Source organism: Ideonella sp. (assembly GCF_041287625.1).
Lineage (GTDB): Bacteria > Pseudomonadota > Gammaproteobacteria > Burkholderiales > Burkholderiaceae_C > Ideonella.
On sequence record NZ_JBGGNH010000058.1, the window covers coordinates 121,247 to 144,259 of the forward strand.

The 23,013-nt window shown below is 68.6% G+C and carries 24 protein-coding genes; 15 read left to right on the forward strand and 9 right to left on the reverse strand.

All coding sequences use genetic code 11. The features are described 5' to 3' along the window. Nucleotides 1-125: 125 nt before the first annotated feature. Nucleotides 126-875, reverse strand: coding sequence for an acyl-homoserine-lactone synthase (locus ACAH41_RS21715; protein ID WP_325653799.1), 750 nt, complete (start codon nt 873-875; stop codon nt 126-128). A gap of 81 nt (nt 876-956) precedes the next feature. Between ACAH41_RS21715 and ACAH41_RS21720 the strand changes: the two genes are divergently transcribed. The 5 genes from ACAH41_RS21720 (at nt 957) to ACAH41_RS21740 (ending at nt 7,077) form a co-directional block, all read left to right on the forward strand. Then, nucleotides 957-1,322, forward strand: a complete 366-nt coding sequence (locus tag ACAH41_RS21720) for a DUF4902 domain-containing protein (protein WP_325653798.1) — start codon at nt 957-959, stop codon at nt 1,320-1,322. 191 nt (nt 1,323-1,513) lie between these two features. Continuing rightward, nucleotides 1,514-2,227, forward strand: a complete 714-nt coding sequence (locus tag ACAH41_RS21725) for a LuxR family transcriptional regulator (protein WP_325653797.1) — start codon at nt 1,514-1,516, stop codon at nt 2,225-2,227. Nucleotides 2,228-2,433: 206 nt separating this feature from the next. After that, a complete protein-coding gene (locus ACAH41_RS21730) occupies nt 2,434-4,365 on the forward strand; it encodes a potassium transporter Kup (RefSeq protein ID WP_325653795.1) in 1,932 nt (643 codons plus the stop codon). 79 nt (nt 4,366-4,444) lie between these two features. Next, nucleotides 4,445-4,597, forward strand: coding sequence for a hypothetical protein (locus ACAH41_RS21735; RefSeq protein WP_325653794.1), 153 nt, complete (start codon nt 4,445-4,447; stop codon nt 4,595-4,597). After that, nucleotides 4,594-7,077, forward strand: a complete 2,484-nt coding sequence (locus ACAH41_RS21740) for an EAL domain-containing protein (protein WP_325653793.1) — start codon at nt 4,594-4,596, stop codon at nt 7,075-7,077. The genes ACAH41_RS21735 and ACAH41_RS21740 overlap by 4 nt, the downstream gene beginning before the upstream one ends. Nucleotides 7,078-7,114: 37 nt before the next feature. Here the strand turns inward: ACAH41_RS21740 and ACAH41_RS21745 are convergent, their stop codons facing one another. Next, on the reverse strand, nt 7,115-7,510 hold the full coding sequence (locus ACAH41_RS21745) for a thioredoxin family protein (protein ID WP_325653792.1): 396 nt from the start codon (nt 7,508-7,510) through the stop codon (nt 7,115-7,117). 68 nt (nt 7,511-7,578) lie between these two features. After that, nucleotides 7,579-8,400: a sulfite exporter TauE/SafE family protein gene (locus ACAH41_RS21750; protein WP_325653790.1), complete on the reverse strand. Its 822-nt coding sequence runs from the start codon at nt 8,398-8,400 to the stop codon at nt 7,579-7,581. 206 nt (nt 8,401-8,606) lie between these two features. Between ACAH41_RS21750 and ACAH41_RS21755 the strand changes: the two genes are divergently transcribed. The 6 genes from ACAH41_RS21755 to soxB all read left to right on the forward strand — a co-directional run bounded on the left by ACAH41_RS21755 (nt 8,607) and on the right by soxB (nt 13,444). Beyond that, nucleotides 8,607-9,254: a DUF599 domain-containing protein gene (locus tag ACAH41_RS21755; RefSeq protein ID WP_325653789.1), complete on the forward strand. Its 648-nt coding sequence runs from the start codon at nt 8,607-8,609 to the stop codon at nt 9,252-9,254. Between the two features lie 95 nt (nt 9,255-9,349). Further along, on the forward strand, nt 9,350-9,805 hold the full coding sequence (gene soxY, locus ACAH41_RS21760; protein ID WP_325653788.1) for a thiosulfate oxidation carrier protein SoxY: 456 nt from the start codon (nt 9,350-9,352) through the stop codon (nt 9,803-9,805). A gap of 18 nt (nt 9,806-9,823) precedes the next feature. Then, complete coding sequence (gene soxZ, locus ACAH41_RS21765) at nt 9,824-10,135, forward strand: thiosulfate oxidation carrier complex protein SoxZ (protein WP_325653786.1); 312 nt, start codon at nt 9,824-9,826, stop codon at nt 10,133-10,135. 56 nt (nt 10,136-10,191) lie between these two features. Continuing rightward, nucleotides 10,192-11,019, forward strand: a complete 828-nt coding sequence (soxA, locus tag ACAH41_RS21770; protein ID WP_370538464.1) for a sulfur oxidation c-type cytochrome SoxA — start codon at nt 10,192-10,194, stop codon at nt 11,017-11,019. Nucleotides 11,020-11,040: 21 nt separating this feature from the next. Continuing rightward, nucleotides 11,041-11,694 (forward strand): sulfur oxidation c-type cytochrome SoxX, encoded by a 654-nt coding sequence (soxX, locus tag ACAH41_RS21775; RefSeq protein ID WP_325653782.1) that lies wholly within the window; start codon nt 11,041-11,043, stop codon nt 11,692-11,694. Nucleotides 11,695-11,710: 16 nt separating this feature from the next. After that, nucleotides 11,711-13,444 carry a thiosulfohydrolase SoxB gene (soxB, locus tag ACAH41_RS21780; protein WP_325653781.1) on the forward strand — a complete coding sequence of 578 codons (1,734 nt, stop codon included), beginning with the start codon at nt 11,711-11,713 and terminating at the stop codon, nt 13,442-13,444. 19 nt (nt 13,445-13,463) lie between these two features. Here soxB and ACAH41_RS21785 read toward each other — a convergent pair whose 3' ends face one another. The 5 genes from ACAH41_RS21785 to ssb form a co-directional block, all read right to left on the reverse strand. Then, entirely contained in the window at nt 13,464-13,964 is a 501-nt protein-coding gene (locus ACAH41_RS21785; protein ID WP_325653779.1) for an OsmC family protein, read from the reverse strand. A gap of 19 nt (nt 13,965-13,983) precedes the next feature. Further along, nucleotides 13,984-14,274 (reverse strand): metal-sensing transcriptional repressor, encoded by a 291-nt coding sequence (locus ACAH41_RS21790; protein ID WP_141289977.1) that lies wholly within the window; start codon nt 14,272-14,274, stop codon nt 13,984-13,986. A 174-nt stretch (nt 14,275-14,448) separates the two neighbouring features. Beyond that, nucleotides 14,449-15,795: a chromate efflux transporter gene (gene chrA, locus ACAH41_RS21795; RefSeq protein WP_325653776.1), complete on the reverse strand. Its 1,347-nt coding sequence runs from the start codon at nt 15,793-15,795 to the stop codon at nt 14,449-14,451. A 24-nt stretch (nt 15,796-15,819) separates the two neighbouring features. Beyond that, on the reverse strand, nt 15,820-17,391 hold the full coding sequence (locus ACAH41_RS21800; protein ID WP_325653774.1) for a sulfotransferase: 1,572 nt from the start codon (nt 17,389-17,391) through the stop codon (nt 15,820-15,822). An 11-nt stretch (nt 17,392-17,402) separates the two neighbouring features. Further along, nucleotides 17,403-17,936, reverse strand: a complete 534-nt coding sequence (ssb, locus tag ACAH41_RS21805; protein ID WP_325653772.1) for a single-stranded DNA-binding protein — start codon at nt 17,934-17,936, stop codon at nt 17,403-17,405. 250 nt (nt 17,937-18,186) lie between these two features. Between ssb and ACAH41_RS21810 the strand changes: the two genes are divergently transcribed. Continuing rightward, complete coding sequence (locus ACAH41_RS21810) at nt 18,187-18,603, forward strand: hypothetical protein (protein ID WP_325653770.1); 417 nt, start codon at nt 18,187-18,189, stop codon at nt 18,601-18,603. A 111-nt stretch (nt 18,604-18,714) separates the two neighbouring features. On the opposite strand, the gene ACAH41_RS21815 is transcribed toward ACAH41_RS21810, so the two are convergent. Beyond that, complete coding sequence (locus tag ACAH41_RS21815; RefSeq protein WP_325653769.1) at nt 18,715-19,209, reverse strand: cupin domain-containing protein; 495 nt, start codon at nt 19,207-19,209, stop codon at nt 18,715-18,717. Between the two features lie 252 nt (nt 19,210-19,461). Between ACAH41_RS21815 and ACAH41_RS21820 the strand changes: the two genes are divergently transcribed. The 3 genes from ACAH41_RS21820 (at nt 19,462) to recQ (ending at nt 22,903) form a co-directional block, all read left to right on the forward strand. Beyond that, nucleotides 19,462-20,085, forward strand: coding sequence for a sigma-70 family RNA polymerase sigma factor (locus ACAH41_RS21820; RefSeq protein WP_325653767.1), 624 nt, complete (start codon nt 19,462-19,464; stop codon nt 20,083-20,085). A gap of 4 nt (nt 20,086-20,089) precedes the next feature. After that, nucleotides 20,090-20,794: an anti-sigma factor domain-containing protein gene (locus ACAH41_RS21825; protein WP_325653766.1), complete on the forward strand. Its 705-nt coding sequence runs from the start codon at nt 20,090-20,092 to the stop codon at nt 20,792-20,794. 108 nt (nt 20,795-20,902) lie between these two features. Continuing rightward, entirely contained in the window at nt 20,903-22,903 is a 2,001-nt protein-coding gene (gene recQ, locus ACAH41_RS21830) for a DNA helicase RecQ (RefSeq protein WP_325653765.1), read from the forward strand. Nucleotides 22,904-23,013: the final 110 nt, after the last annotated feature.

The following is a 23,013-nucleotide window of genomic DNA, read 5'->3' on the forward strand; positions in this document are numbered from 1 at the left end:
TGGTTTGCATGGCAAATTTCCTTTCGAAGGTTCAGTGGAGACACACAACTGCCCCCCGCTCGGCGGGCGGCAGACTGCCTGACAGGCAGTTCAGCAACGGCATGTGGCGTCTTGTTAGCGGCGCCTCATGCGGTAATCGGAAAGGTGGCAGCGGCCTGGCGCTGCGGTAAGCGGCGCACGGCCAATTCCTCGGCGGGCTGGGCTGCCGATGCGGTCGGCACCGCTTCCGAGTGAAAGGGGTCGAGGAACGCTTTGGTCTTAGGTGCGAGTGCTTCCAGCGTGCGGGCGTCGAACTCGATGCCGGCGGCAACGATGAGGTCGGCGGCATGGCGTGCTGGTGGGCCTAGGCGCTGCATGCGGAATCCCCAGCGCAGCGCGACGCGTTCAATGGCCACCGAGGTGCAGCAGACAAGTCGCTCTGCACCGCGTGCTCGGGCTTGTACGATTGCGGCTCTCAGCACCGCCTTGCCGACGTCTGTATGGCAGCCAGAAGCGGGGTCAACCAGGTTTATCGCGGCGTAGCGCGAAATCTCCCAGGTGTGTGGGTCGCACGGTGCGGAGTGGCCGTTAAGCAGACTGGCGAAGTGCACAGCCAGCAGGTACGGTTCAGTCGTCGGGCGCAGCCTTGCGTAGCCCACGATGCGTGCGTCGTCGTCGGTGGCGATGACGTGAAGGGACGGGGCAGTGTCGAATTCATCTTGCTCGCTGCCTTCACGATTGGCCGGTAGCGGCCAACCTAGCATCTCCACGAATACTCGATGACGGTAGCGTGCAATACGCTGGCGTTGCGTCGAACTCAGGTCACTGTCGCGATAACAGACAACGTGCATCGGAACCTCCATAAAGGCCATGACGACGAAGACGATGGAAGTCATTGAAAGCCCGACTCGATCCTTCCGCAATGCACAGATTTGTTAGTCACCGGTCGCGCAGTTGCTGTCTACAGTCTTGGAACCATGGAAACGGAACTGCGCTCCAGCTTCAGCGATTCGTACGTCCGCCTGCACGAAGAGGCGCTGTTCGCAGTGGCGCTGATACACCTGCACAGTGCGTGCGAGACATCTGCACAATTCCACACATTTGCAGGCTATGCCGAGTGGGCAAGCGAGAGCGAGCCACGGGTGTCGATCGGCTGGGATTGGCGGTGGCGCGCGGGTAACGACGCACCTGAGGTCGTACCCTATTCGCTGCGCTCGAATGTGATGTTGGTCGACGAGCGTGGCATCGACCTAGGCCTTTCGCGCACGCTCGATGCTGTACGACAACGCATCGATACGCTGCCTTGGATGCCTGAAATCACGGCTTGCCTCGCCGCTCGCTGAATCTGTTCCGAGGCGCGCCACGTCTTTGGAATGCACCGCGGTAACCAATTGCGTAAAGTTGCCCCGATGGGCATTGCGGCTGTGAGTCAATCATGGCGATGCTCCCTTGCTATGATTCGCATCGGGGGGTTTGGCTATGACCAGTCCCCGGCCTGCGCTGGCCCCGAGCGCGCCAAACAGGGAGCGCGATCGTGACGTGTTGGCAACTTGAGCAACTGCGGGTTGTTAGCGCGGCCGTTAGTCCGACTGACACCTTCGCTGCCGTGGTCGCAGAGGCAAACCGGCTAGGCTTTCAATACGCCTCGTTTGGCCTCAAGTCACCTGTACCAATCGTGGCGCCGCGAGTTGCCTGGTGCAGTAACTATCCGCCCGATTGGGAGCAGCTTTATAACAAACGTGGCTACATACGCCGCGACCCAACAGTTGCGCACGCGATCACGAGCGACGAGTCGGTGTGCTGGAGCGATGCACTCTTTGCTGCTTGTCCGGAACTGCTGGAAAACGCTCGCTCGTTCGGCTTAAACCACGGCTGGGCGCAGCCACGGCGAGACGCCCGCGGCATGGTTAGCCTGCTAACGCTATGCCGTAGTGATCCACCGATTGAGAGCGCGGAGCTAGAGCAGAAAGCCGACCGCATGCAATGGCTGTCGCATGTCTGTCATGAAGGCATGTGCCGAATCTGGGGGCACGTGCTGCAGGACAGCGTCGATGGCAGTTTGAGCGCGCGCGAGCTCGACGTCTTGCGATGGTCATGCGAAGGCAAGACCGCACTCGACATTGCGCAAATCATCGGTATTGCAGAAGCGACGGTGAACTACCACGCACGCTCAGCCTGCGCCAAGCTGGGTGCAGGCAACCGCACTGCGGCTGCGGTTCGGGCGGCGGTGATGGGGCTGCTTTGGTGAGGCGGCCACGTTTCCGATTTACCGGCCTGTGCAAGTATTTGTATAAGTTTTCGGCCTTTTGAGGACCACCGTAGCCGGTCTTTTAAGTTGCCTACCCGGCGGCGGTCGGCGTGAGTGCAGCGGCGCTGTGGGCGCTTTGACGCGTCCTTATGTGTTCCTGATGTAAAGCCCACGACCATCGCGGCATCCTGTTTCAGGGCCGTCTGATGACCGCTGCCGCTTTACCTCGTTCTTCTTCCGCCGCAACTTCTGCCTTTGCGCTGCCCCAGGGCCAGCCGCGCGGGCGCGCGCTGGCGGGGCTCACGCTGGCGGCCATCGGTGTCGTCTATGGGGACATCGGCACCAGCCCGCTGTACACCGTCAAGGAAGTCTTTGGCGCGGGTGGCGTGCCGCTGACTTCGGCGAACCTGGTGGGTGCGGTGTCGGCCATCCTGTGGGCGCTGATGCTGGTGGTGACGCTGAAGTACGTGGTGCTGATCCTGCGGGCCGACAACCGCGGCGAAGGCGGCGGGCTGGCGCTGACGGCGCTGGCCGGGCGGGCGGTGGCGCAAAGGCCGGCGCTGCGGCGGGGGCTGCTTTTGCTGGGCGTGTTCGGCGCCACGCTGTTTTATGGCGACAGCGTGATCACGCCGGCGATCTCGGTGCTGGGCGCGGTGGAAGGGCTGGAGGTGGCCACGCCGCTGCTGAAGCCGTATGTGCTGCCGGTTTCGCTGGCGGTGCTGGCGGCGCTGTTCCTGGTGCAGCGCTTTGGCACGCAGCAGGTGGGCCGGGTGTTCGGGCCGATCATCGTGGTCTGGTTCCTGGTGCTGGGCTGGACCGGCGTGCAGCAGATTGCGCAGCAGCCTGAAATCCTGGCCGCACTGGACCCGCGCCATGCGTGGCATTTTCTCGCGGGGCGTGGCTGGCATGTGCTGGCTGCGCTGGGCGCGATCGTGCTGGCGCTGACCGGCGCCGAGGCGCTGTATGCCGACATGGGCCACTTCGGGCGCAAGCCGATCCAGCTCGCCTGGTCGCTGCTGGTGATGCCGTCACTGGCGCTGAACTACCTGGGCCAGGGCGCGCTGCTGATGCGCCAGCCCGAAGCCATCGACAACCCGTTCTTCCGCCTGTTTCCGGCGACCTGGATCGCCCCTGCGGTGTTGCTGGCCACGCTGGCCGCCATCATCGCCTCGCAGGCGGTGATCTCCGGCGCGTTCTCGATGACCAAGCAGGCCATCCAGCTCGGCTTCCTGCCGCGCATGGTGGTGCGCAACACCTCCGCCAGCGAGGCCGGGCAGATCTACCTGCCGGCGGTCAACTGGGCGCTGCTGGCGGCGGTCTTCGCGGCGGTGCTGTGGTTCGGCAGCTCTTCGGCGCTCGCCGGTGCCTATGGCATGGCGGTCACGCTGACGATGATGATCACCACTGTACTGACCTACTTCGTGGTCTGCGACGGCTGGCGCCTGCCGCGCTGGCTGGCGCTGGGCGCCACGGCGTTTTTCCTGCTGCTGGACGCGGCGCTGGTCGCCGGTTGCGCGGTCAAGCTGTTCGACGGCGGCTGGTTCCCGCTGGCGCTGGGCGGGCTGCTGTTCGTCGTGATGAGCACCTGGGCCCGCGGCCGCGCGCTGCTGCTGGACAACATCCGCGACGAAGGCCTGGCGCTGCAGCCTTTCATCGAGTCGCTGCAGGACCCGGGCATCACGCGGGTCTCGCGCACCGCGATCTACCCGGTGGCCAACCCCGACACCGTGCCGCAGGCCTTGCTGCACAACCTCAAGCACAACCAGGTGCTGCATGAGCGCAACGTGATCCTGACGGTGGTGTTCCACGAAGTGCCGGCGCTGCCGGACAGCGAGCGGGTGCACGTGGCCGAACTGGCACCCGGTTTCTGGCGTGTGACGCTGAACTTCGGCTTCCTGGACGCGCCGGACGTGCCAAAAGCATTGGCGCTGTGCGACGCCCAGGGCCTGCGCATTCCCGTCTTCGAGACCAGCTTCTTCCTCAGCCGGGAGACTGTGGTGACCGCGCCCGGCCTGGGCCTGCGCGGCTGGCGTCGCCGCCTGTTCGCGGCGATGAACCGCAATGCGACCGGCGTGGTGGCGTTTTTCCGGTTGCCGGACAACGCCGTCGTGGAGTTGGGCACCCGCGTCCAGATCTAGGGACTTGCCGACCCGCTCAAGTTCCGCTTCAGCTCGGCCGAAATCGGGATGTGATGCCCCGGCTCGCCCACTGTGGCGCGTGGGGGCCCGAAGAACGCTGTTGGGCGATGGGGTGGGTGGCATGTCGGTGCGCGGGCTGGGCTGGTCGATGGAAATGGTGCTGTGGCCGGTTTTGGCCGTGGGCACCGGCCTGCTGGCGCCCGCCGTGCACCTGGATGCGGGGCCGAAGTGAAACGCCGCAATCTCTTCAACAGCCTGGCGGGCCGCATCGTCACGCTGTTCCTCGGCTTGTTGCTGGTGGTGCAGCTGGCGGCTTTCATGACGATTCGCGAAAGCATCGACCACAACGCCCGCACGTTGCTGGGCGACCAGCTGCAGCTCGGCGCGCGGGTGCTGAACCGGCTGCTGGACCAGAACGCCCAGGGCTTGCGCCAGGGCGCCACATTGCTGGCGGCCGATTTCGGCTTTCGCGCCGCGGTCCAGTCCGGTGACGCGGAGACGGTGCGCTTGGCGCTGGAAAGCCAGGCCGCACGCATTGGCGCCAGCGTCTCGGCGCTGCTGGATGTGAAGGGCGACCTGCTGGCCGTCAACTCGTCCGACGAGGCTGGCCTGCGCCCGGTGCTTGTCGAGCTGGCGGCCGAGCGCCAGCAAGCCGGCGCCGAGCAGGCGCCGCTGCGCCTGGTGCAGGGCCAGGCCATGCAATTCGTCGTGGTGCCGATGAAGGCGCCGCTGCTGATCGGCTGGGTGGTGATGGGCTTTCCGCTGCAGAACGCGCTGGCGCAAGACCTGCACGCGCTGTCCGGCCTGGACATGGTGCTGTTCAGCCAGACCGCTGGCCAGGCGCCGCACCTGGCCCTGGGCACCACCGCGGTTGGCCGCGTGGCGGCCATGGTCGACGACGGGCCCGGCATGTCCGAAGGCGAACTGGACGGCATCTCGGTGCTGCGGCTGCGGGTGGACCTGCTGCCGGCCGGCGCGCCAGGCGGCGCGCGCGGCAGCCTGCATGCGGTGCTGTTCCGCTCGATCGACGAGGCCGTGGCGCCTTTCCGGCGGCTGCAGGCCTCGATGGCCCTGATCACCGTGCTGGCCGTCTCCATCTTCGGCGTGGTCAGCGTGCTGACGGCGCGCCGCGTGACGCAGCCGGTGCACCAGCTGCTGCGCGCCAGCGAACGCCTGGGCCAGGGCGACTTCCAGACTCCCGTGCCGCAGACCGGCCGCGACGACGAACTGGGCGAGCTGGCCCAGGCCTTCGACGGCATGCGCACCGGCCTGGCCACCCGCACCGAGGAGATCCGCGTGCTGGCGTATTGGGACCGGCTGACCGGCCTGCCCAACCGCGCCCAGTTTGAAGACCTGCTGCGGCGCGAGCTGCAGCCCGGCCGCCCGGTGGCGCTGCTGATGCTGAACCTGGACCGGCTGGAGCAGGTCAACCAGGTGCTGGGCCGGGCCCGTGGCGACCGGCTGCTGCAGACCGCTGCCGAGCGGCTGCGCGGCGTGGCGCGGCGCCTGAGCGAGCTGCCGGCCTCGATCGACGGCTTCGTGGCACGCCTGGCGGGCGACGAATTTGCGCTGCTGCTGCCCGGTGCCAGCCCGGCCCGCGCCCAATGGGTGGCGCAAAGCTTGGTACGCAGTTTCGAGCGGCCGGTGCAGCTGGACGACAGCGTGGTCGACCTCTCGGCGGGCATCGGCATCGCCTGCTTCCCCGAACACGCCGAGCAGGCCGACCAGCTGATGGGCCGCGCGCTGCTGGCGATGACGGAAGCCAAGCGCCGCATGGCCGGCTGCCTGGTGTACGACCCTTCCATCGACGCTGGCAGCGCGCAGACGCTGTCGCTGCTGGGCGAGCTGCGCCATGCGCTGCGCCACGGCGAGCTGCGCCTGTTCCTGCAGCCCAAGCTGCGGCTGGCCGACGGCAGCCTGATCGGGGCCGAGGCCCTGGTGCGCTGGCAGCACCCCACGCGCGGCCTGGTGCCGCCGAACCAGTTCATCCCGTTTGCCGAGGAAACCGGCTTCATCCATGAGCTCACGCTGTGGGTCGTCGACGAGGCTGCACGCGTCTGGGCCCAGCACCGCGCGCAGGGCCTGGCGCTGCGCCTGTCGGTCAACCTCTCGGCGCACGACCTGATGAAGGCCGACCTGGTGGCCCGCATCGACGCCCGGCTGCGCCACCACGACGTGCCACCTTCGGCGCTGTGCCTGGAGATCACCGAAAGCGCGATCGCTTCCGATCCGCAGCGCGCGCTGCAGACGCTGCACGCGCTCAAGACCAGCGGCTACAAGCTGTCCATCGACGACTTCGGTGCCGGCTACACCTCGCTGGGCCAGCTGGTCGACCTGCCGGTCAACGAGCTGAAGATCGACATGCTGTTCGTGCGCACGATGGACACCAACGCCGACAAGGCCGCGATGGTGCGTTTCATCATCGGCCTGGCGCACGACCGCCGCCTCACCGTGGTCGCAGAAGGCGTCGAGAACCCGGCCATCCTGGCCCAGCTCGGCGCCCTGGGCTGCGACGAAGCCCAGGGTTACCACATCAGCAAGCCGCTGCCGTCGGGCGAACTGGTGGAATGGGTGCGCGGCCGCTGGCCAGACCGGGTGACGCCCCCGGCCACAGCGCCGGCCGGCATCGCCGCAGGGCGGGACCTGGATGCAAGCCCCGCGCTGCACGAAACCTGGCGCAACAGCGCCAACGACACGCCAACGCCGGCCTGACGCAGCACAGCGCACCGCCCCTTGAGCGGGCGACGCATCAGGGCAGCGCTGCCAGCCCTTGCGCAGCCATGACCGCGCTGTTGCGCGCCAGCGCCTGCACCGCTGCGTCTGCCAATGGCGGCAACTCGCCGGCCTGCAGCAGCAGCCGCTCCAGCACGCCTGGCTGCGGCGCCAGTGGACCGAGAAACCGCGCCTGGCCCTGCCACACCAGCAACAGCGTCGGAAAGGTTTCGATGTCCAGCGCCGACTCGGCCCCGCCGGTCGCCAGCACGTCCGCATGGTCCTCCACGTCCAGCCAGCCAAACTGCCAGCCAGGATGCTGCGCGGCCATGGCCTGCATCACCGGCAGGTAGGCGTCGCAGGTGCGGCACCAGGCGGCGCAGAGGCAGAGGGCGAGGGGCGGGTGGGTGTCGGGGTTCGCGAGGGGCTTCATCTGTCAGGCGTGTCCGGAGGGTGACCCGCATCGTGCGGCCCCGGATTCTGACGTTCAGCCGCGCAAGCTCAAGCCGCTGTGGGATTCAGCGCGCGCAGCAACATCATCACCGCCACCAGCGCGCTGACCACCGCGAACACCCGCTTGAGCATGGCGGCGGGCAGCCGCTTGGCGAGGACGCGGCCGATCAGCAGCGCGACCACCGCTGCGCCGCCGAAGCTCAGCGCCAGGCCGGCGTCCAGGTGGCCATGGCCGGTGGCGGCGACCAGGCCGCTCAGCGTGGCCAATGCGATGACCGCCAGCGAGGTCGCGGCGATGCTGCGCGCGTCCAGGTCAGTCCAGTGGGTCAGCGAGGGCACGATGACAAAGCCGCCGCCCACGCCCAGCAGGCCGGTCAGCAGGCCGGACGCCGCGCCGGTGGCGGCCAGCACCCAGGCGCAGGGCGCCGTCCAGCGCAGCCGGCCGTCGGCCGCGTCGACCACGCAGGGCGGCAATTGGCGCGGCGCGGCCGGGCTGGCAGCAGACTGGGCGGCGGCGGGCCGGCTTTGCTGCCACATGCGCCAGGCCGTCCAGCCCAGCACCATGGCAAACAGGCCGGTCAGCGGCCGCGGGGGCAGGTGCTGGGCCAATGCCACGCCCAGCGGCGCGGTGAGCATGGCCAGGCCGCCGATCAGGCTGGCCGCGCGGTAGCGAACGATGCCGTCGCGCAGGCCCAGCACCGCGCCCAGGCCGGCAGAGGCGCCGACCGCCAGCAGCGCGACAGGCGCCGCCTGCTGCACCGTCAAGTGAAGCCCGAAGACCAGCAGCGGCACGGCCAGCACGCCGCCACCGGCGCCGGTCAGCGCCAGGATCAGCCCGACGATGGCGCCCAGGCCCCAGCTCAGGTCCATGCTCGGAAAACAGATTTACTCATGCGCAAAGTGTCGCAGCGGATCGGGTCCCCGGCGGACGGCCCGGGCGCTAAATTGCCAGGCAGGCGCGGGCTGGCCTGGATGCAAGCGACCCTCGCTTGCGCACACAATCGCGCCATGCGGATTTTTTCTCCTGCGTTGCTGTGCTGCGGCCAGCCGCACCAGCCGATGTTGGAGCCCCGGGCATGACCGGCTGGATCAGCCCCTGGCTGGCGCTGGCCGTGGGCTTGCTGATCGTCATCGTCTACGAGGGCCGGGTGATCTGGATCGGCCGGCGTGCGCCGCACCGTGTGGCGCGCGACGTGCACGCGCAGATGCGGGCCGACTGGGTGCGCGCGCTGGCCGAGAAGCCAGGCTTCGAGATCGTTGCGGTGCAGACGCTGCGCAACTCGCTGATGTCGGCCACCATCACCGCGTCCACCGCTGCGCTGTGCCTGATGGGCGCGGTGACACTGGGTGGCAGCCGGCTCGCCGCGGGTTTGGCAGGCGTGCACGCGCCGCATGACCTGTTGCCGCTGGAACTGCTGCAACTGCTGCTGATGGCCACGCTGTTCGCGTCCTTCGTGTGCTCCACGCTGTCGATGCGCTACTACAACCACGTGGGCTTCGCGATGTCGCTGCCGGCCGGCTCGCCGCAGCGCCAGGCTGTGGTCGCGCTGGCGGTGGACTACATCGAGCGCGCTGGCTACCTGTACGGCTGGAGCCTGCGCAGTTTCCTCAGCGTCGCGCCGCTGGTGGTGGGCATCGTCAACCCGGTGCTGCTGCCTCCCGCTTGCGCGTGTCTGGTCTGGGTGCTGTGGCAGTTCGACAAGCCCGGTGCCATCACCGACTAGGAAATGGTGCACCCGGTCCCGCGAGTACGTGAAACCATCGGCAAGTCACGGCCCCGTGGTTAGCATTGAGTCCATACCGCAAGGAGAATTTGAAGATGCATCGTCGTGAATTGCTGGCCCGCAGTGCCAGCGTGGCAGGCCTGCTGGCCGGCCTGGGCGTGTTGCCGGGGGCGGCCCATGCCGCCTGGAACACGGCGGCCTTCGAGGCCAAGAGCGTGGCCGAGGTGGTGAAGGCGCTGGGCGTGTCGGCACCGGTGGAGAGCAAGGACGTCACGCTGACCGGCCCGGAGATCGCCGAGAACGGCGCCGTCGTGCCGCTGGCGCTGTCGACCTCGCTGCCGGGCGTCAAGCGCCTCTTGGTGCTGATCGAGAAGAACCCGTCGACGCTGGCGGCTTCGTTCGACGTCAGCGACGCGATCGAACCCAACTTCTCGCTGCGCGTGAAGATGGCGCAGACCTGCAACGTCTATGCGGTGGCGATCACCGCGGACAACAAGGTGCTGTTTGCCCAAAAAGAAATCAAAGTGACCCTTGGCGGTTGCGGCGGCTGAACGTTCAAGGAGCAAGACATGTCCGATCCGATGCGCATTCGCGCCCAGGCTGCTGGCGACAAGGCCGTCGTCAAAGTCCTGATGAGTCACGAGATGGAGACCGGCCAGCGCAAGGACGCCGCTGGCAAGCCGATCCCGGCCTGGTTCATCCAGGAAGTCAGCGCCTCGCTGAACGGCAAGCCGGTGCTGACCGCGCAATGGGGCCCTTCGGTCGCCAAGAACCCGTTCCTGCAGTTCAACATCAAGGGCGCGAAGGCGGGAGACAAGGTCAGCGTCTCGTGGACCGACAACCACGGCGACAAGCGAAGCGACGAAGCCACGGTGGCCTGAGCGCCGACCAAGCCCACAGACAACACAGGAGGAGCCCCGTGAACCTTGAGAACCCGATGCCGCGCAGGAGGCCCAGGCTGGCCGCTGTCCTGACGCCGGCACTGACGCTCGGATTGGCCCTGGCCGGCGGCGCTGCGCTGGCGCAGCAGAAGTCCGCGGCCGACGGCATTGCCGAATACCGCGCGATGCTGGCCGATGGCAATCCGGCCGAGCTGTTCATCGCCAAGGGCGAGGCGCTGTGGACCGAGCCGCGCGGGCCGAAGAAGGCCTCGCTCAGCCAATGCGACCTGGGCCTGGGCGCTGGCGTGGTCAAGGGCGCATGGGCACAGTTGCCGCGCTGGTTCGCCGACACCGGTCGCGTGCAGGACCTGGAGTCCCGCCTGTTGAGCTGCATGGAGACGCTGCAGGGCTTCAATGCCGTCGAGATCGCCAGGACGCCGTTTGGCAAGGGCGAGCAGGCCAGCGTCGAGGCGCTGGCGGCCTACATCTCGTCCGAATCCAGCGGCATGAAGATCAGCCTGCCGCAGCGCCACCCGGAAGAAAAGCGGCTCTACGCGCTGGGCCAGCGCGCCTTCTACTTCCGCGGTGGGCCAATGGACTTTGCCTGCGCCACCTGCCACGGCGAAGCCGGCAAGCGCATCCGCCTGCAGGACCTGCCGGACCTGCGCAGCAACCCGGGCGACGGCGTCGGCTTCGCCGCCTGGCCGGCCTACCGGCTGTCCAGCGGTGAGCTGTGGACCATGCAGCGCCGGCTCAATGACTGCTTCCGCCAGCAGCGTTTCCCGTACCCCGGCTTTGGCTCCGAGATCACGGTGGCGCTGGGGGTCTACATGGGCGTGAACGCCAACGGTGCCGCGGCTGCCGCGCCGTCGCTCAAGCGCTGAGGGGCTGACATGGGAAACCGCATGAAATCGATGTTCGCCACCGGTGGCAGCCTGCTGATTGGGGCGCTGCTGCTGACCGGCTGCCAGTCGCCCGGCACCGGCAACGAGGCTTCCGAAGCCGAATTCCAGGCGATGCTGAAATCGTCCTTCCGCGAGGAAGGCATTGCCGGGCTGGACCGCCTGCAGCAGACACCCGAACAGGCTGCCTGCTCCAGCCGCACGCCGCCGGACCCGACGCTGCATGCCGAGCTCGAGGCCCAGGCGCTGGCCACCGTCAAGCCGCCGGCCGATGGCCAGTACCTGGGCGACTGGCGCGAAGGCGAGAAGCTGGCGCAAAACGGCCGCGGCATGACCTGGAGCGACAAGAGCACGGCCACCAGCGCCAATGGCGCCAGCTGCTACAACTGCCACCAGATCGGCCCGGGCGAAATCTCGTTCGGCAGCATCGGCCCCAGCCTGTACCACTACGGCAAGCTGCGCGGCGTGAGCGACCCGAAGGACCCAGCCTCGGCGCCCATCGTGCAATACACCTGGGCCAAGCTCTACAACGCCTGGGCCTACAACGCCTGCTCCAACATGCCGCGCTTCGGCCACAAGAACCTGCTGGACGAAGGCCAGCTGAAAAACGTGATGGCCCTGCTGCTGGACCCGCAGTCGCCGGTCAACGCGAAGTGAACTTGGTCGATCCGAGATGAATCTGGATCGGCGCGAGTGGCTGCAGGCGTTGGGCGCCGCGGCCTTGTCAGGACTGAACCTGAACAGCGCTGCTTGGGCAGCCGAACCTGGTGGGTTCTACGAGCTGCCGCGTTTCGGCAACGTCTCGTTCCTGCACATGACCGACTGCCATGCGCAGTTGCTGCCGCTGCACTACCGCGAGCCCAGCGTGAACCTGGGCGTGGGCGCGGCCAAGGGGCAGTGGCCGCACCTTGCCGGCGAGGCGGTGCTGAAGGCAGCGGGCGTGGCGCCCGGCAGCGCGATGGCGCATGCGTTGAGCTGCCTGGACTTCAGCGCCCAGGCCCAGCGCCATGGCGAGATCGGCGGCTTCGCCCACCTGGCCACGCTGGTGCGCCAGCTGCGCGCCAGCCGGCCTGGCGCCTTGCTGCTGGACGGTGGCGACAGCTGGCAAGGCTCGGCCACCGCGCTGTGGACGAATGGCCAGGACATGGTCGACGCCTGCAAGCTGCTGGGTGTGGACGTGATGACGGGGCACTGGGAATTCACGCTGGGCGCGGCGCGGGTGCAGGAGGTCGTCGCGAAGGACTTCAAGGGCCAGATCGACTTCGTGGCCCAGAACATCGCCAGCGCCGACTTTGGTGATCCGGTGTTTGCGCCGTACACGCTGCGCCAGCAGAACGGCGTCACCTGCGCGGTCATCGGCCAGGCGTTCCCGTACACGCCGGTTGCCAACCCGCGCTACTTCGTGCCGGACTGGACCTTCGGCATCCAGGAGGCGCAGTTGCAGCAGCAGGTCGACGCGCTGCGCGCCAAGGGTGTTGCGGTGGTGGTGCTGCTGTCGCACAACGGCATGGACGTGGACCTGAAGCTGGCCAGCCGCGTGCGCGGGCTGGACGCGATCTTCGGCGGCCACACGCACGACGCGGTGCCATTGGCCGTGCCGGTGCGCAACGCCGGCGGCACGACGCTGGTCACCAATGCCGGCTCGCACGGCAAGTTCCTCGGCCTGATGGACTTCGACGTGAAAGACGGCCGCGTGCGCGATTTCCGCTACCGCCTGCTGCCCATCTTCTCGCGCCAGCTCGCGCCGGACCCGGCGATGGCCGCACTCATCGCCAAGCTGCGTGCGCCCTACGAAAAGCAGCTGAACGAAACCCTGGCCGTGACCGACGGCCTGCTCTGGCGGCGCGGCAATTTCAACGGCAGCTGGGACCAGCTGATCTGCGACGCGCTGCGCGCCGAGCAGGACGCCGAGTTGGCGTTTTCGCCCGGCTTCCGCTGGGGCGGCAGCCTGCTGCCCGGCCAGGCCATCACGCGCGAGCGGCTGATGGACCAGTTGGCCATCACCTACCCGACAGCCACGCGCACGCTGATGAGCGGCGAGCAGATCAAGACCGTGCTGGAAGACGTGGCCGACAACCTGTTCAACCCCGACCCGTATTACCAGCAGGGCGGCGACATGGTGCGCACCGGCGGCCTGAGCTGGCGCTGCACGCCGGCCGCGGCGATGGGCCGCCGCATCGACGAGCTGCGCGTCCATGGCCAGCCGCTGCAGGCGGACAAGCGCTACGCGGTAGCCGGCTGGGCATCCGTCTCGGAAGAGGTGAAGCAGGCCGGCGGGCCCCCGGTGTGGACGCTGGTGGAGCGCTGGCTCAAGCGCCAGCCCGGCGGCCGCGTGGCGCAGCGCGTGCCGGATGCGCCGGCGCTGGTCGGCGTGGCCGACGACCCGGGGTATTCGCCGAGCGCCTGAGGCGGCTTGTCAGCCCCCCTCAGGTGCTCGCGAGGCTGAGGTGGTTCAGCAGTTCGGCGCCGGTCGAATCGCGCACGATCAGTTGCACCGGGATCGCCGGTGCCACGCTCTGGGTCACGGTGCAGAACTGCTCGAACGTGGCCAGCACGCGGTCCAGGTGTTCCAGCGACGCGGCCGGCACGCCCAGCGTCAGCGTGGCCTGCATGCGCATCACGCGGTTGCGGCCCTGGGCATTGCGGCCCACGTGGGCCTGCAGCTCGCAGCTCAGCGGTTCGGGCGACTGCTTGAACTTGCGCAGCGCAAACAGCAGCGAGTCCGACAGGCAGTTGCCCACCGCGGCTGCCAGCAACTGGACCGGGGACGGTCCGGTCGAACTGCCCAGCGGCGGCGGTTCGTCGCCAATGATGGCGGGCACTTCGTCGCCGAAGCCGATTTCGAAGCGGTAGTCCTGCAACTGGCGCAGCGTGACGGTGGTGACCAGGGTGGGCAGGACGGATGAAGTTGAGGTGGTGTCGCTCATCGGCGCATCCTACAGACGCTCACCTGATCTTGCCGAGCAGGCCCTGCACTTCCTCCAGTACTTCGCCGAGCTGCTTGCGGCCACGCGGGGTATCGCCCACCCGCGCGCCCAGCTCCTGTTCCATGAAGCAAACCGTCATGCGGACATAGGTGCTGTCCAGCGCCTTGCGCACCGCCGACATCTGGCTGGCAATGTCCTGGGTGCTCTGGCCTTCGTCCAGCATGCGCTGGATGCCCCTGAGCTGCCCTTCGGCGCGCTTCAGGCGGTTCATCAGGTCGGTTCGGCTCTTTTCGTCGGTCAGCATTGCCATCGCCGGGCTCCGTCGCAAGAGATGGGGGCCAACAGATTGTGCGGCTTTCCGTCCAGGAAAGGCGGTCATCTGTATAGGGGACGACACCATGTGTCGACGCCTTTTTCACGCCAGCGGCGTCCCGCTACCGGCACGGGTGGGGGTTTCGCGAAGGGTGCGGCCGAATCGGGCAGCTCAATGCAGGTAGCTCAAGGCCAGGCCAGCCAGCGCCGAGGCCACGACCACCGGGATCACGCCGAGCTTGAAGCGGAACAGCGCCAGCCCCGCGCCGAGGCCGATCAGCGCCGAGAACAAGTCAAAGCGCCCGGCCCAGCCTTGCGGCCACAGCACGTGCCAGGCGAAGAAGACTGCCAGGTTGGCGATCACGCCGACCACCGCCGCGGTGATGCCGGTCAGCGGCGCCGTGAACTTCAGCTTGCCGTGGGTCGATTCGATGAAGGGCCCGCCGAGGAAGATGAACACGAAGGACGGCAGGAAGGTGAAGAAGGTGACCACGCTGGCGGCCGCCGCACCGGCCAGCGGCAAGGCGTCCGGCCCGAACAAGGCCCGGCCCCAGCCACCGACAAAGCCGGCGAAGGCCACCACCATGATCAGCGGCCCCGGCGTGGTCTCGCCCAGCGCCAGGCCGTCCATCATCTGCGGCGCCGTCAGCCAGTGGAAGTGGTCCACGGCGCCCTGGTAGACGTAAGGCAGCACGGCATAGGCGCCGCCAAAGGTCAGCAGCGCAGCCTTGGTGAAGAACCAGGCCATCTGCGTCAGCGTGCCCTGCCAGCCGTACAGCGCACACAAGACGCCGATGGCGAGGCCCCACAGCCCCAGGCCGATGCCCAGCACCGCACGGAAGTGGCGCCAGCTGAACAGCGCGTGCCCGGGCGTGGGCGTGTGGTCGTCGATCAGCGCCGGTCCGGCCGGCTTGGTTGCCTTGCCGTGGCCGCCGCCGGCCTTGAACTTGTCCGGCGCCCAGCGCCCGCCAGCGTAGCCGACGGCGCCGGCGGCCAGCACGATCAGCGGGAACGGCAGCTGCAGCGCGAAGATCGCGACGAAGGCGGCCACGGCAATGCCCCACAACCAGCTGTTCTTGAGGGCCCGCGAGCCCACGCGCCAGGCCGCGTGCACCACCAGCGCGGTGACGGCCGGCTTGATGCCGTAGAACAGGCCGGCGATCACCGGCACGTTGCCAAACGCCATGTAGACCCAGGACAGCGCGATCAGGATGAACAGCGAGGGCAGCACGAACAGCCCACCCGCCACCAGCCCGCCCCAGCTGCGGTGCATCAGCCAGCCGATGTAGGTCGCCAGCTGCTGGGCCTCGGGGCCGGGCAGCACCATGCAGTAGTTCAGCGCGTGCAGGAAGCGGCCCTCGGAGATCCAGCGCCGCCGCTCGACCAGCTCCTCGTGCATGATCGCAATCTGCCCGGCCGGCCCGCCAAAGCTGATGAAGCCCAGCTTCAGCCAGAACCAGAAGGCTTCGGCGAAGCTGACGGGGGCGAGCGGTGCAGCGTCCGGGGCCAAGGGGGTCATCGGCGATCCTCGGCCGGACTTCGGCTATCGGGCCCTGACCTGGGCCAGCGCCGCGGCCAGCGGCCGCAGCTTGTCCGCGTACGGCAGCCACTTCGGCGTTTCGCGGGTCACGATGCCCTGGCGCACCGCGACGGCGCTGGCGGTGGAGACGCCGCGTGTGCGTTGGCCCAGGTTCAGCATCCCGGCTTCGAACGGCAGGCCGCAGAACTGCGTCACGGTGCGCAGCGTGGCCTCGGGGCTGGCCACCAGGTCGGCATACGAAACGTCCAGGATGCGGCCCGGGTACAGCGCGTGCCAGTGCGCCATCAGGCGCTCGTACTGGCCGTGGAAGGCCGCCAGCTCGCGCTGGTCGTAGCTGTACGGGTTGGCGTCGGCGAACAGCTCACGCAGGTTGGAGAAACAGACCTCCATCGCGTCACGCCTCAGGTGCAGGATGCGGGCTTCCGGCAGCGCGCGGCAGATGAAGCCGATGTTGAGGAAGTTGGAGGGCAGCTTGTCGGTGAAAAACCGCTCGCTGCCCAGCCGCCAGGCCAGGCCGTCGAGGTAGCGGCGGCCGACTGCCGCGTAGTTGGCGCCGCGCGAGCGCCGCACCAGCGCCAGGTCGATCACGCCGCGGCAGTGGTGGTCGGTGGCGTGGCGCATCTGCGCGGTGAAGTCGTACAGCTCGCCCAAAGTGCGCACGTCGCTGTGGCCGTCCAGCAGCTGCTCCAGCAGCGTGGTGCCGGAGCGGTGCATGCCGACGATGAACAGCGGCAGCTTGCCCGCCGCGGTGGGCGGCAGCGTGTCCACCGCAGGCGACGCGGCATTCGGCATCGCGATCAACGCGTCCACCAGGTCCACGCTGTCCTGGGTGCGATAGTCCAGTGTCGCGCGCCTGGCGCGGCAGGCGCGTTCCAGTGCAGACCAGGCCGCCTCTTGCTCGCCCATGTCGTCCAGCGTCTTGTGCAGCGCGCAGGCCAGCTCGGCAATGTCTTCCGGCCGGCGGTTGGGCCTGGCCAGTTCGGAGCGGATCTCGATCAAGTGGTTGCTGCCCGCTGTCTGGCGGTCCAGCTCCGCCAGCAGGCCCCAGGTGCGGGTAATTTGCGGGGCGCGGCGACCGCAGGCCAGCAGGTCGGCCCTGGCTTCGTCGAAGCGGCCGAGGTAGAGCAGCACCTGCCCGCGCGCCACCAGCGTTGGCGGGTAGCCAGGGTCGCGGCGCTTGGCCTCGTCCAGCAGCGGCAGCGCGGCGGCCATCTCATTGAGGTTGGTCAGCTGGCTGGCGAAGGCGATCAGCAGCGGCACCGGCATGCGCGCCAGTGGCTTGAGGCGTTCGAGGCAGGCCTGCAGCGCGGGCACCTCGTTGAAGGTGCGCAGCCGGGCGATCAGCTGTTGCACCAGGTCAGCGTCGGTCGGCGCCGCCTCGGCGGCGGCCATCGCATGCGCATGGGCCTGGCGGTAGTGCCCGGCCAGCGAGCTCACGTACGACAGTTGCAGCAGTATGTCGGCATCGCCCGGATGCCGCGCCAGCAGTGTTTCGAAACCGGCGATGGCTTGCGGCCATTCGCCTTGCGTGGCGTGCAGCTCGGCCTGTTCTCGCAATGCGTCGTCCGTGAGCATTGGACTCCGGCTCAAAACGGAATGTCGTCGTCCATGTCGTCGAAGCCGGTCGACGACTTCGGCGCCGGGCGCGGGGCCGGGGCGCGCGGGGCGGGCGCGCTGCGCGGGGCCGGTGCAGCCGACGGTTCGCGGTTGTAGCCACCACCGGCACCAGCGCTGCCGCCGCTGTAGCCGCCGCCTTCATCCTCGCCACCGCCACCGCCCGCACTGTCGCGGCCACCCAGCAGTTGCATGGTCTCGGCGACGATTTCGGTGGTGTAGCGGTCCTGGCCTTCCTTGTCCTGCCACTTGCGGGTCTTCAGGCGGCCCTCGATGTAGACCGGGCGGCCCTTCTTCAGGTATTCGCCGGCAACCTCGGCTTGGCGGTCGTACAGCACGACCGAGTGCCATTCGGTTTCTTCCTGGCGTTCGCCGCTTTCGCGGTGCTTCCAGTTGCGGGTGGTGGCAATGCGCAGGTTGCACACTGCTGCCCCGTTGGGGGTGTAGCGCACCTCGGGATCGCGGCCCAGATTGCCGATGATGATGACTTTGTTGATCGAGGCCATGGGCGCTCCAGAGCAAGAGAAAAGCGGGCGGGGAGCCGCTGGAATCCAAGCATGGATTGTGCCGCAAGGCTGAACCGGCGGGCTCGCCAGCTGAGGGCAGGGGATGCTGCCGGCCCACTCGTGTCCCGGTTCCCAACGCGGTCCGAGCGGGTGCCGGCAGCGGGCTGCAGTCTAGGGGTGTGGGTGGCTTTTGGCCGATTGGTAACAACCCGATACGGCATTCGGTCCCGGGCTGGGGATGATCCCGGGCATGAAATGCCTCAAATCGTCAGCCTGGCTGGCTTTGCTGATGACCGCCGTGCTGGGCAGTGCCTGCCGTGCGCCTGCTGCCGCCACACCGGACAACGGCCGCGCGATGGTGGACGCCGCCGTCGGCGAGCCACGCTGCTCGCAGGACGCCCAGTGCCATACGGTGGCGATCGGCCACCGTGCCTGCGGCGGCCCGGAGGCCTACGCCCCGTGGTCCACCTTGACCGCCAACGAGGCCCAGGTGCGGCGCGCCGCCGACAGCTACTCGGCAGAACGCAAGGCCGCGCAGCAGCGCAGCGGCGAGGTTTCGATCTGCATCATGGTCACCGATCCGGGGGCCCGCTGCGACGCGGCCACCTACCGCTGCGTGCTGAATCCTCCGGCGGCCGTGCGGCCGCAAGGGCCCAAAGCACAGTGATCGGTGGCCAGGTGCTCGGGACGCAGCCGGCGCCGGGCCGCCCCAAGGCGGCTGCGCAACCCGCTCGGCGGGTGGGTCTGCGTACTCGCAGAACCGGGTGTGCCATTCCTCCTAAGGCTCGCCGTCCCAGTAGTCCAAGGCATCAGCCGGGCGCTGCACCACCTTGACGCCCTGCGCCCAGGCCTGCACCTTGCCCGAATCCGGGTATTCGCAGATCTCCGGCTTCTGCTGGGTGCTGATCGACATGTACTTCAGCATCGCGTCCGAGGTGTTGATCAACTGGTGCGGGTACTCGGGGCCGGCCGGGATGAAGATCACGTCGCCGGTACGCACCGGCAGCAACTCGCCGGCCACGCGCAGCGTGCCGCGGCCCTCGATGATCACGAACATCTCCTCCTGCGAGTGGTGCAGGTGGTACGGACAGCTCCGCTTGCCGGGCGGCACCATGTCCACGCCGGCACCCAGTTGCCTGGCCACCGTGCCGCCTGACAGGCTGGCGAACAGGCTTTCGTAGCGCGGCGGACGCATCTGCCGCTCGGCCTCGGGGCCAGTCAGCTGCTCATCGATGTTGCGGATCAATCGCTGGCGCAATTCCGTGGCGTCCATGGCTTTCCTTCGGTTTGCTGGCGGTGGCAGGCGGTGGTGTCCAGCATAAGCGGTGTGCACTTGTGCCGGCCTGGGTGGGGAAATCTTGCGGCGGGCGTCATGGCGCGCTGCATCCAAATCGGCAACCGCTGCGTACAAGGACTGGTGAAGGCGCTGCCGAGGGGCGACCTCCACCCTCACTCCCCGCACCAAGGCCGAGGCTGGCGCGCATTGCCGATGGTCAACTGAACACACCGCCTGTATCGTCGCCCGATGCCTGTCGCCACCGCTTCTTCCTCTGCCGCCGAGCTGGCGGCTTTGATGGCCCGCGTCGCCTTGGGCGACCGGGCGGCCTTCAGGGCCTTGTACGACGCGACCGCCGCGCATCTGCTGGGCGTGGTCCTGCGCATCCAGCCCGAGCGTGGCCGGGCCGAGGAAGTGCTGCAGGAGGTGTTCGTGAAAGTCTGGGCCGCCGCCAGCAGTTTTGACGCCGAGCGGGCGCAGGCCATGACCTGGCTGCACAGCCTGGCGAGGCATGCGGCCATCGACAGCTTGCGCCGCCAGAAGGCCGATCCGGTGCGTACCATGTCGCCACCTGCCAGCGCGCTGGGCGATGGGGACGACAGCGATCCGCTGGAGCAGGTGGCGGGTGATGGGCCGGGTCCGGTGGACCTGATGGAGCAGGCCTTGCAGGCGCGCGCAGTGCGGGGCTGCATGGGCAGGCTGCAGAACGACCAGCGGCAAAGCCTGGCGCTGGCTTTTTACGACGGGCTCACGCATGCCGAAGTGGCCCAGCACCTGGGGCAGCCGCTGGGCACGGTGAAGAGCTGGTTGCGGCGCGGCCTGCTGGCGCTGCAGAAGTGCCTGGCGATTGGCGAGCTGTCCACAAGGAGCTGACGACATGGATTACTCGCGCCCCGAACGGGCCGAGCGCCTGGCCTCGGAATACGTGCTGGGAACCTTGCGCGGTGCCGCGCGCAGCCGCTTCGAGGCGCTGCTGCCGGCCCACCCCACGTTGCGCCGCGCGGTGGCCGGCTGGGAGGGCCGGCTGCTGCCGCTGACGGCCAGCGTGCCGCCGGTCGCGCCGTCGGCCAGCGTCTGGGCCGGCATCGAGGCGCGGCTGTTCCGCAGCGCCGCGGCCGGCGCGCCGCAGGCCTGGTGGCAGCGGCTGCTGGTGTGGCAACTGGGCAGCGGGGCCGCGGCATTTGCCGCGCTGGTGCTGGCCGTGATGCTGGCCCGGCCGGTGCCGCCGCAGGCGCCGGTGCTGGTACTGCTGTCGCCCAACCCGGCGGCCCAGGCCGATGCCGCGCTGCTGTCGCGCGCCAAGTTTGTTGCCAGCATCAGTGCCGACGGGCGTGCGCTGGTGCTGCGCCCGCTGGAACCGCTGAGCGTGGCCGCCGGCCGCGCGCTTGAGCTGTGGGCCGTGCCTGCCAAGGGCGCACCCCGCTCGCTGGGGCTGATTTCTGCGAGCGGTGGCAGCCAGGTTCGGCGCACCAAGCTGCTGCAGGACACGGCGGCCTTTGCGATCAGCCTGGAGCCCAGCGGCGGCTCGCCCACCGGTGCGCCCACCGGGCCCGTGATTTCGCTGGGCGCGCTGAGCAGCTGAAACCTTCGGGGCCGAGACCGCAGGCCCGCCCAACCCGCCCGGCGGGTGGCCGGCGCAAGCGCCGGTCCGGGTGCGCCATTTACGGGGCACAAGTTAGGATAGAGGCCAATGTCCGCTTCTGTTTCCGCTCCCGATTTCGATGCCAGCGCCGCGCCGGCCGACATCCTGCACCAGGTCTTTGGCTACACCGCGTTCCGCGGCCACCAGGCGGCCATCGTCGACCAGGTGATTGGCGGCGGCGACGCGCTGGTGCTGATGCCCACCGGCGGCGGCAAGAGCCTGTGCTACCAGATCCCGGCGATTGCCCGGCACCGGGCCGGCCAGGGCGTGACGGTGGTCGTCAGCCCGCTGATCGCGCTGATGCACGACCAGGTCGGTGCGCTGGAAGAAGCCGGCGTGCACGCCGCCTTCCTGAATTCCTCGCTGGACAGCGCCGGTGCGCAGCATGTCGAGCGCGAACTGATGGCCGGCCGCTTGGTGATGCTTTACGCGGCGCCCGAGCGCATCACCAACCCGCGTTTCCTGGCGATGCTGGACTCGCTGCACCAGCGCGGCCAGCTCAGCCTGTTTGCCATCGACGAAGCGCACTGCGTGAGCCAGTGGGGCCACGATTTCCGCGAAGACTATTTGCAGCTGGACCTGCTGGCCACGCGTTTTGGCGGCGTGCCGCGCATTGCGCTGACGGCCACGGCCGACGAGCACACCCGCGCCGACATCATCGACCGGCTGATGCTGGCCGAGGCGCGCACCTTCATCAGCAGCTTCGACCGGCCCAACATCCGCTACACCATCGTCGAGAAGGACAACGCCAAGGCCCAGTTGCTGCGTTTCCTGCTCGACGAACACGTGGGCGACGCCGGCATCGTCTACTGCCAGAGCCGCAAGAAGGTCGAGGAAACGGCCGAGTGGCTGAGCGCCGAAGGCATCAGCGCGCTGCCGTACCACGCCGGGCTGGACCAGGATGTGCGTCGCCGCCATCAGGACCGCTTCCTGCGCGAGGAAGGGCTGGTGATGGTCGCGACCGTCGCCTTCGGCATGGGCATCGACAAGCCGGACGTGCGCTTTGTCGCCCACCTGGACCTGCCCAAGAACATCGAAGGCTACTACCAGGAAACCGGCCGCGGCGGGCGGGACGGCGAAGCGGCGGATGCCTGGATGAGCTATGGCCTGGCCGACGTGGTGAACCAGCGCCGCATGATCGACGAGAGCACCGCGGGCGACGAGTTCAAGCGCCTGCAGGTCGGCAAGCTGGAAGCGCTGCTGGCCATGTGTGAAAGCCTGGACTGCCGGCGCGTGCGGCTGCTGGCCTACTTCGGCGAAGACCGGCCAGCCGGTTGGCGTTGCGGCAACTGCGACAACTGCCTCCAGCCGCCCGCGCGCTGGGACGCGACCGAGGCGGCGCGCAAGGCGCTGTCCTGCATCTACCGCTGCCACCAGCATTCGGGCTTCGGTTTTGGCACCGTGCACCTGATCGACGTGCTGCGCGGCAAGTCCACCGAAAAAACCCGTGCGCGTGGCCATGAAAGCCTGTCCACCTTCGGCATTGGCGCGGACCTTTCCGAGGCGCAGTGGCGCGGCGTGATGCGCCAGCTGATCGCGCTCGGCCACGTGGCCAGCGAAGGCGAATACAGCACGCTGGCGCTGACCGACAGCGCGCGCGCCGTGCTCAAGGGCCAGGTGCAGATCGAGCTGCGCGAACCGCGCGAGCCCACGCCACGCAGCCGCTCACGCAGCAAGGCCGGCAGCACCGGCGGCGGCAGCCGCGTGCCCCGCGCCGCCGCCACGCTGGACGCTGGTGCGCAGGCCCGTTTCACCGCGCTGAAGGGCTGGCGCGCCGGCGTGGCCAAGGAACACAACCTGCCGGCCTACATCGTCTTCAACGACGCGACGCTGGCCCAGATGGCCGCCGAAGCCCCGGCCACGCTGGACGCGCTGGCCGGCATCAGCGGCGTGGGCGCGAAGAAGCTCGAAGCCTACGGCAAGCAGATCCTGCGCGTGCTGGATGACATGGGTGGCTCGGGCGGCAGCGTCGCCGGGGATTCGGACGATGCCGGCGCCATGGGCGACCCGGACGATCCCGGTGGTTTCGAGGACTTCGACGGGCGCTGAACCCGAAGCGGCCCCCGCCTGCCGGCCCGGCTCGGCCCGTCTTACAGCTTGTGACCCGATGGTGCCGGCCCGCGGCGGATCGGTCACGCCCAGGTCATGTGCGGTTTCCA

Bases quoted from the DNA above. Each gene is read 5' to 3' on its own strand.
- ACAH41_RS21745 (WP_325653792.1), bottom strand. From the start codon at position 7,510: ATGAAGCCCCTCGCGAACCCCGACACCCACCCGCCCCTCGCCCTCTGC.
- ACAH41_RS21820 (WP_325653767.1), top strand. From the start codon at position 19,462: ATGCCTGTCGCCACCGCTTCTTCCTCTGCCGCCGAGCTGGCGGCTTTG.
- soxZ (WP_325653786.1), top strand. From the start codon at position 9,824: ATGTCCGATCCGATGCGCATTCGCGCCCAGGCTGCTGGCGACAAGGCC.
- ACAH41_RS21790 (WP_141289977.1), bottom strand. From the start codon at position 14,274: ATGGCAATGCTGACCGACGAAAAGAGCCGAACCGACCTGATGAACCGC.
- ACAH41_RS21810 (WP_325653770.1), top strand. From the start codon at position 18,187: ATGAAATGCCTCAAATCGTCAGCCTGGCTGGCTTTGCTGATGACCGCC.
- ssb (WP_325653772.1), bottom strand. From the start codon at position 17,936: ATGGCCTCGATCAACAAAGTCATCATCATCGGCAATCTGGGCCGCGAT.
- soxA (WP_370538464.1), top strand. From the start codon at position 10,192: ATGCCGCGCAGGAGGCCCAGGCTGGCCGCTGTCCTGACGCCGGCACTG.
- recQ (WP_325653765.1), top strand. From the start codon at position 20,903: ATGTCCGCTTCTGTTTCCGCTCCCGATTTCGATGCCAGCGCCGCGCCG.
- ACAH41_RS21715 (WP_325653799.1), bottom strand. From the start codon at position 875: ATGACTTCCATCGTCTTCGTCGTCATGGCCTTTATGGAGGTTCCGATG.
- ACAH41_RS21815 (WP_325653769.1), bottom strand. From the start codon at position 19,209: ATGGACGCCACGGAATTGCGCCAGCGATTGATCCGCAACATCGATGAG.
- soxB (WP_325653781.1), top strand. From the start codon at position 11,711: ATGAATCTGGATCGGCGCGAGTGGCTGCAGGCGTTGGGCGCCGCGGCC.
- chrA (WP_325653776.1), bottom strand. From the start codon at position 15,795: ATGACCCCCTTGGCCCCGGACGCTGCACCGCTCGCCCCCGTCAGCTTC.
- soxX (WP_325653782.1), top strand. From the start codon at position 11,041: ATGAAATCGATGTTCGCCACCGGTGGCAGCCTGCTGATTGGGGCGCTG.
- ACAH41_RS21750 (WP_325653790.1), bottom strand. From the start codon at position 8,400: ATGGACCTGAGCTGGGGCCTGGGCGCCATCGTCGGGCTGATCCTGGCG.
- ACAH41_RS21755 (WP_325653789.1), top strand. From the start codon at position 8,607: ATGACCGGCTGGATCAGCCCCTGGCTGGCGCTGGCCGTGGGCTTGCTG.
- ACAH41_RS21730 (WP_325653795.1), top strand. From the start codon at position 2,434: ATGACCGCTGCCGCTTTACCTCGTTCTTCTTCCGCCGCAACTTCTGCC.
- ACAH41_RS21800 (WP_325653774.1), bottom strand. From the start codon at position 17,391: ATGCTCACGGACGACGCATTGCGAGAACAGGCCGAGCTGCACGCCACG.
- ACAH41_RS21720 (WP_325653798.1), top strand. From the start codon at position 957: ATGGAAACGGAACTGCGCTCCAGCTTCAGCGATTCGTACGTCCGCCTG.
- soxY (WP_325653788.1), top strand. From the start codon at position 9,350: ATGCATCGTCGTGAATTGCTGGCCCGCAGTGCCAGCGTGGCAGGCCTG.
- ACAH41_RS21825 (WP_325653766.1), top strand. From the start codon at position 20,090: ATGGATTACTCGCGCCCCGAACGGGCCGAGCGCCTGGCCTCGGAATAC.
- ACAH41_RS21785 (WP_325653779.1), bottom strand. From the start codon at position 13,964: ATGAGCGACACCACCTCAACTTCATCCGTCCTGCCCACCCTGGTCACC.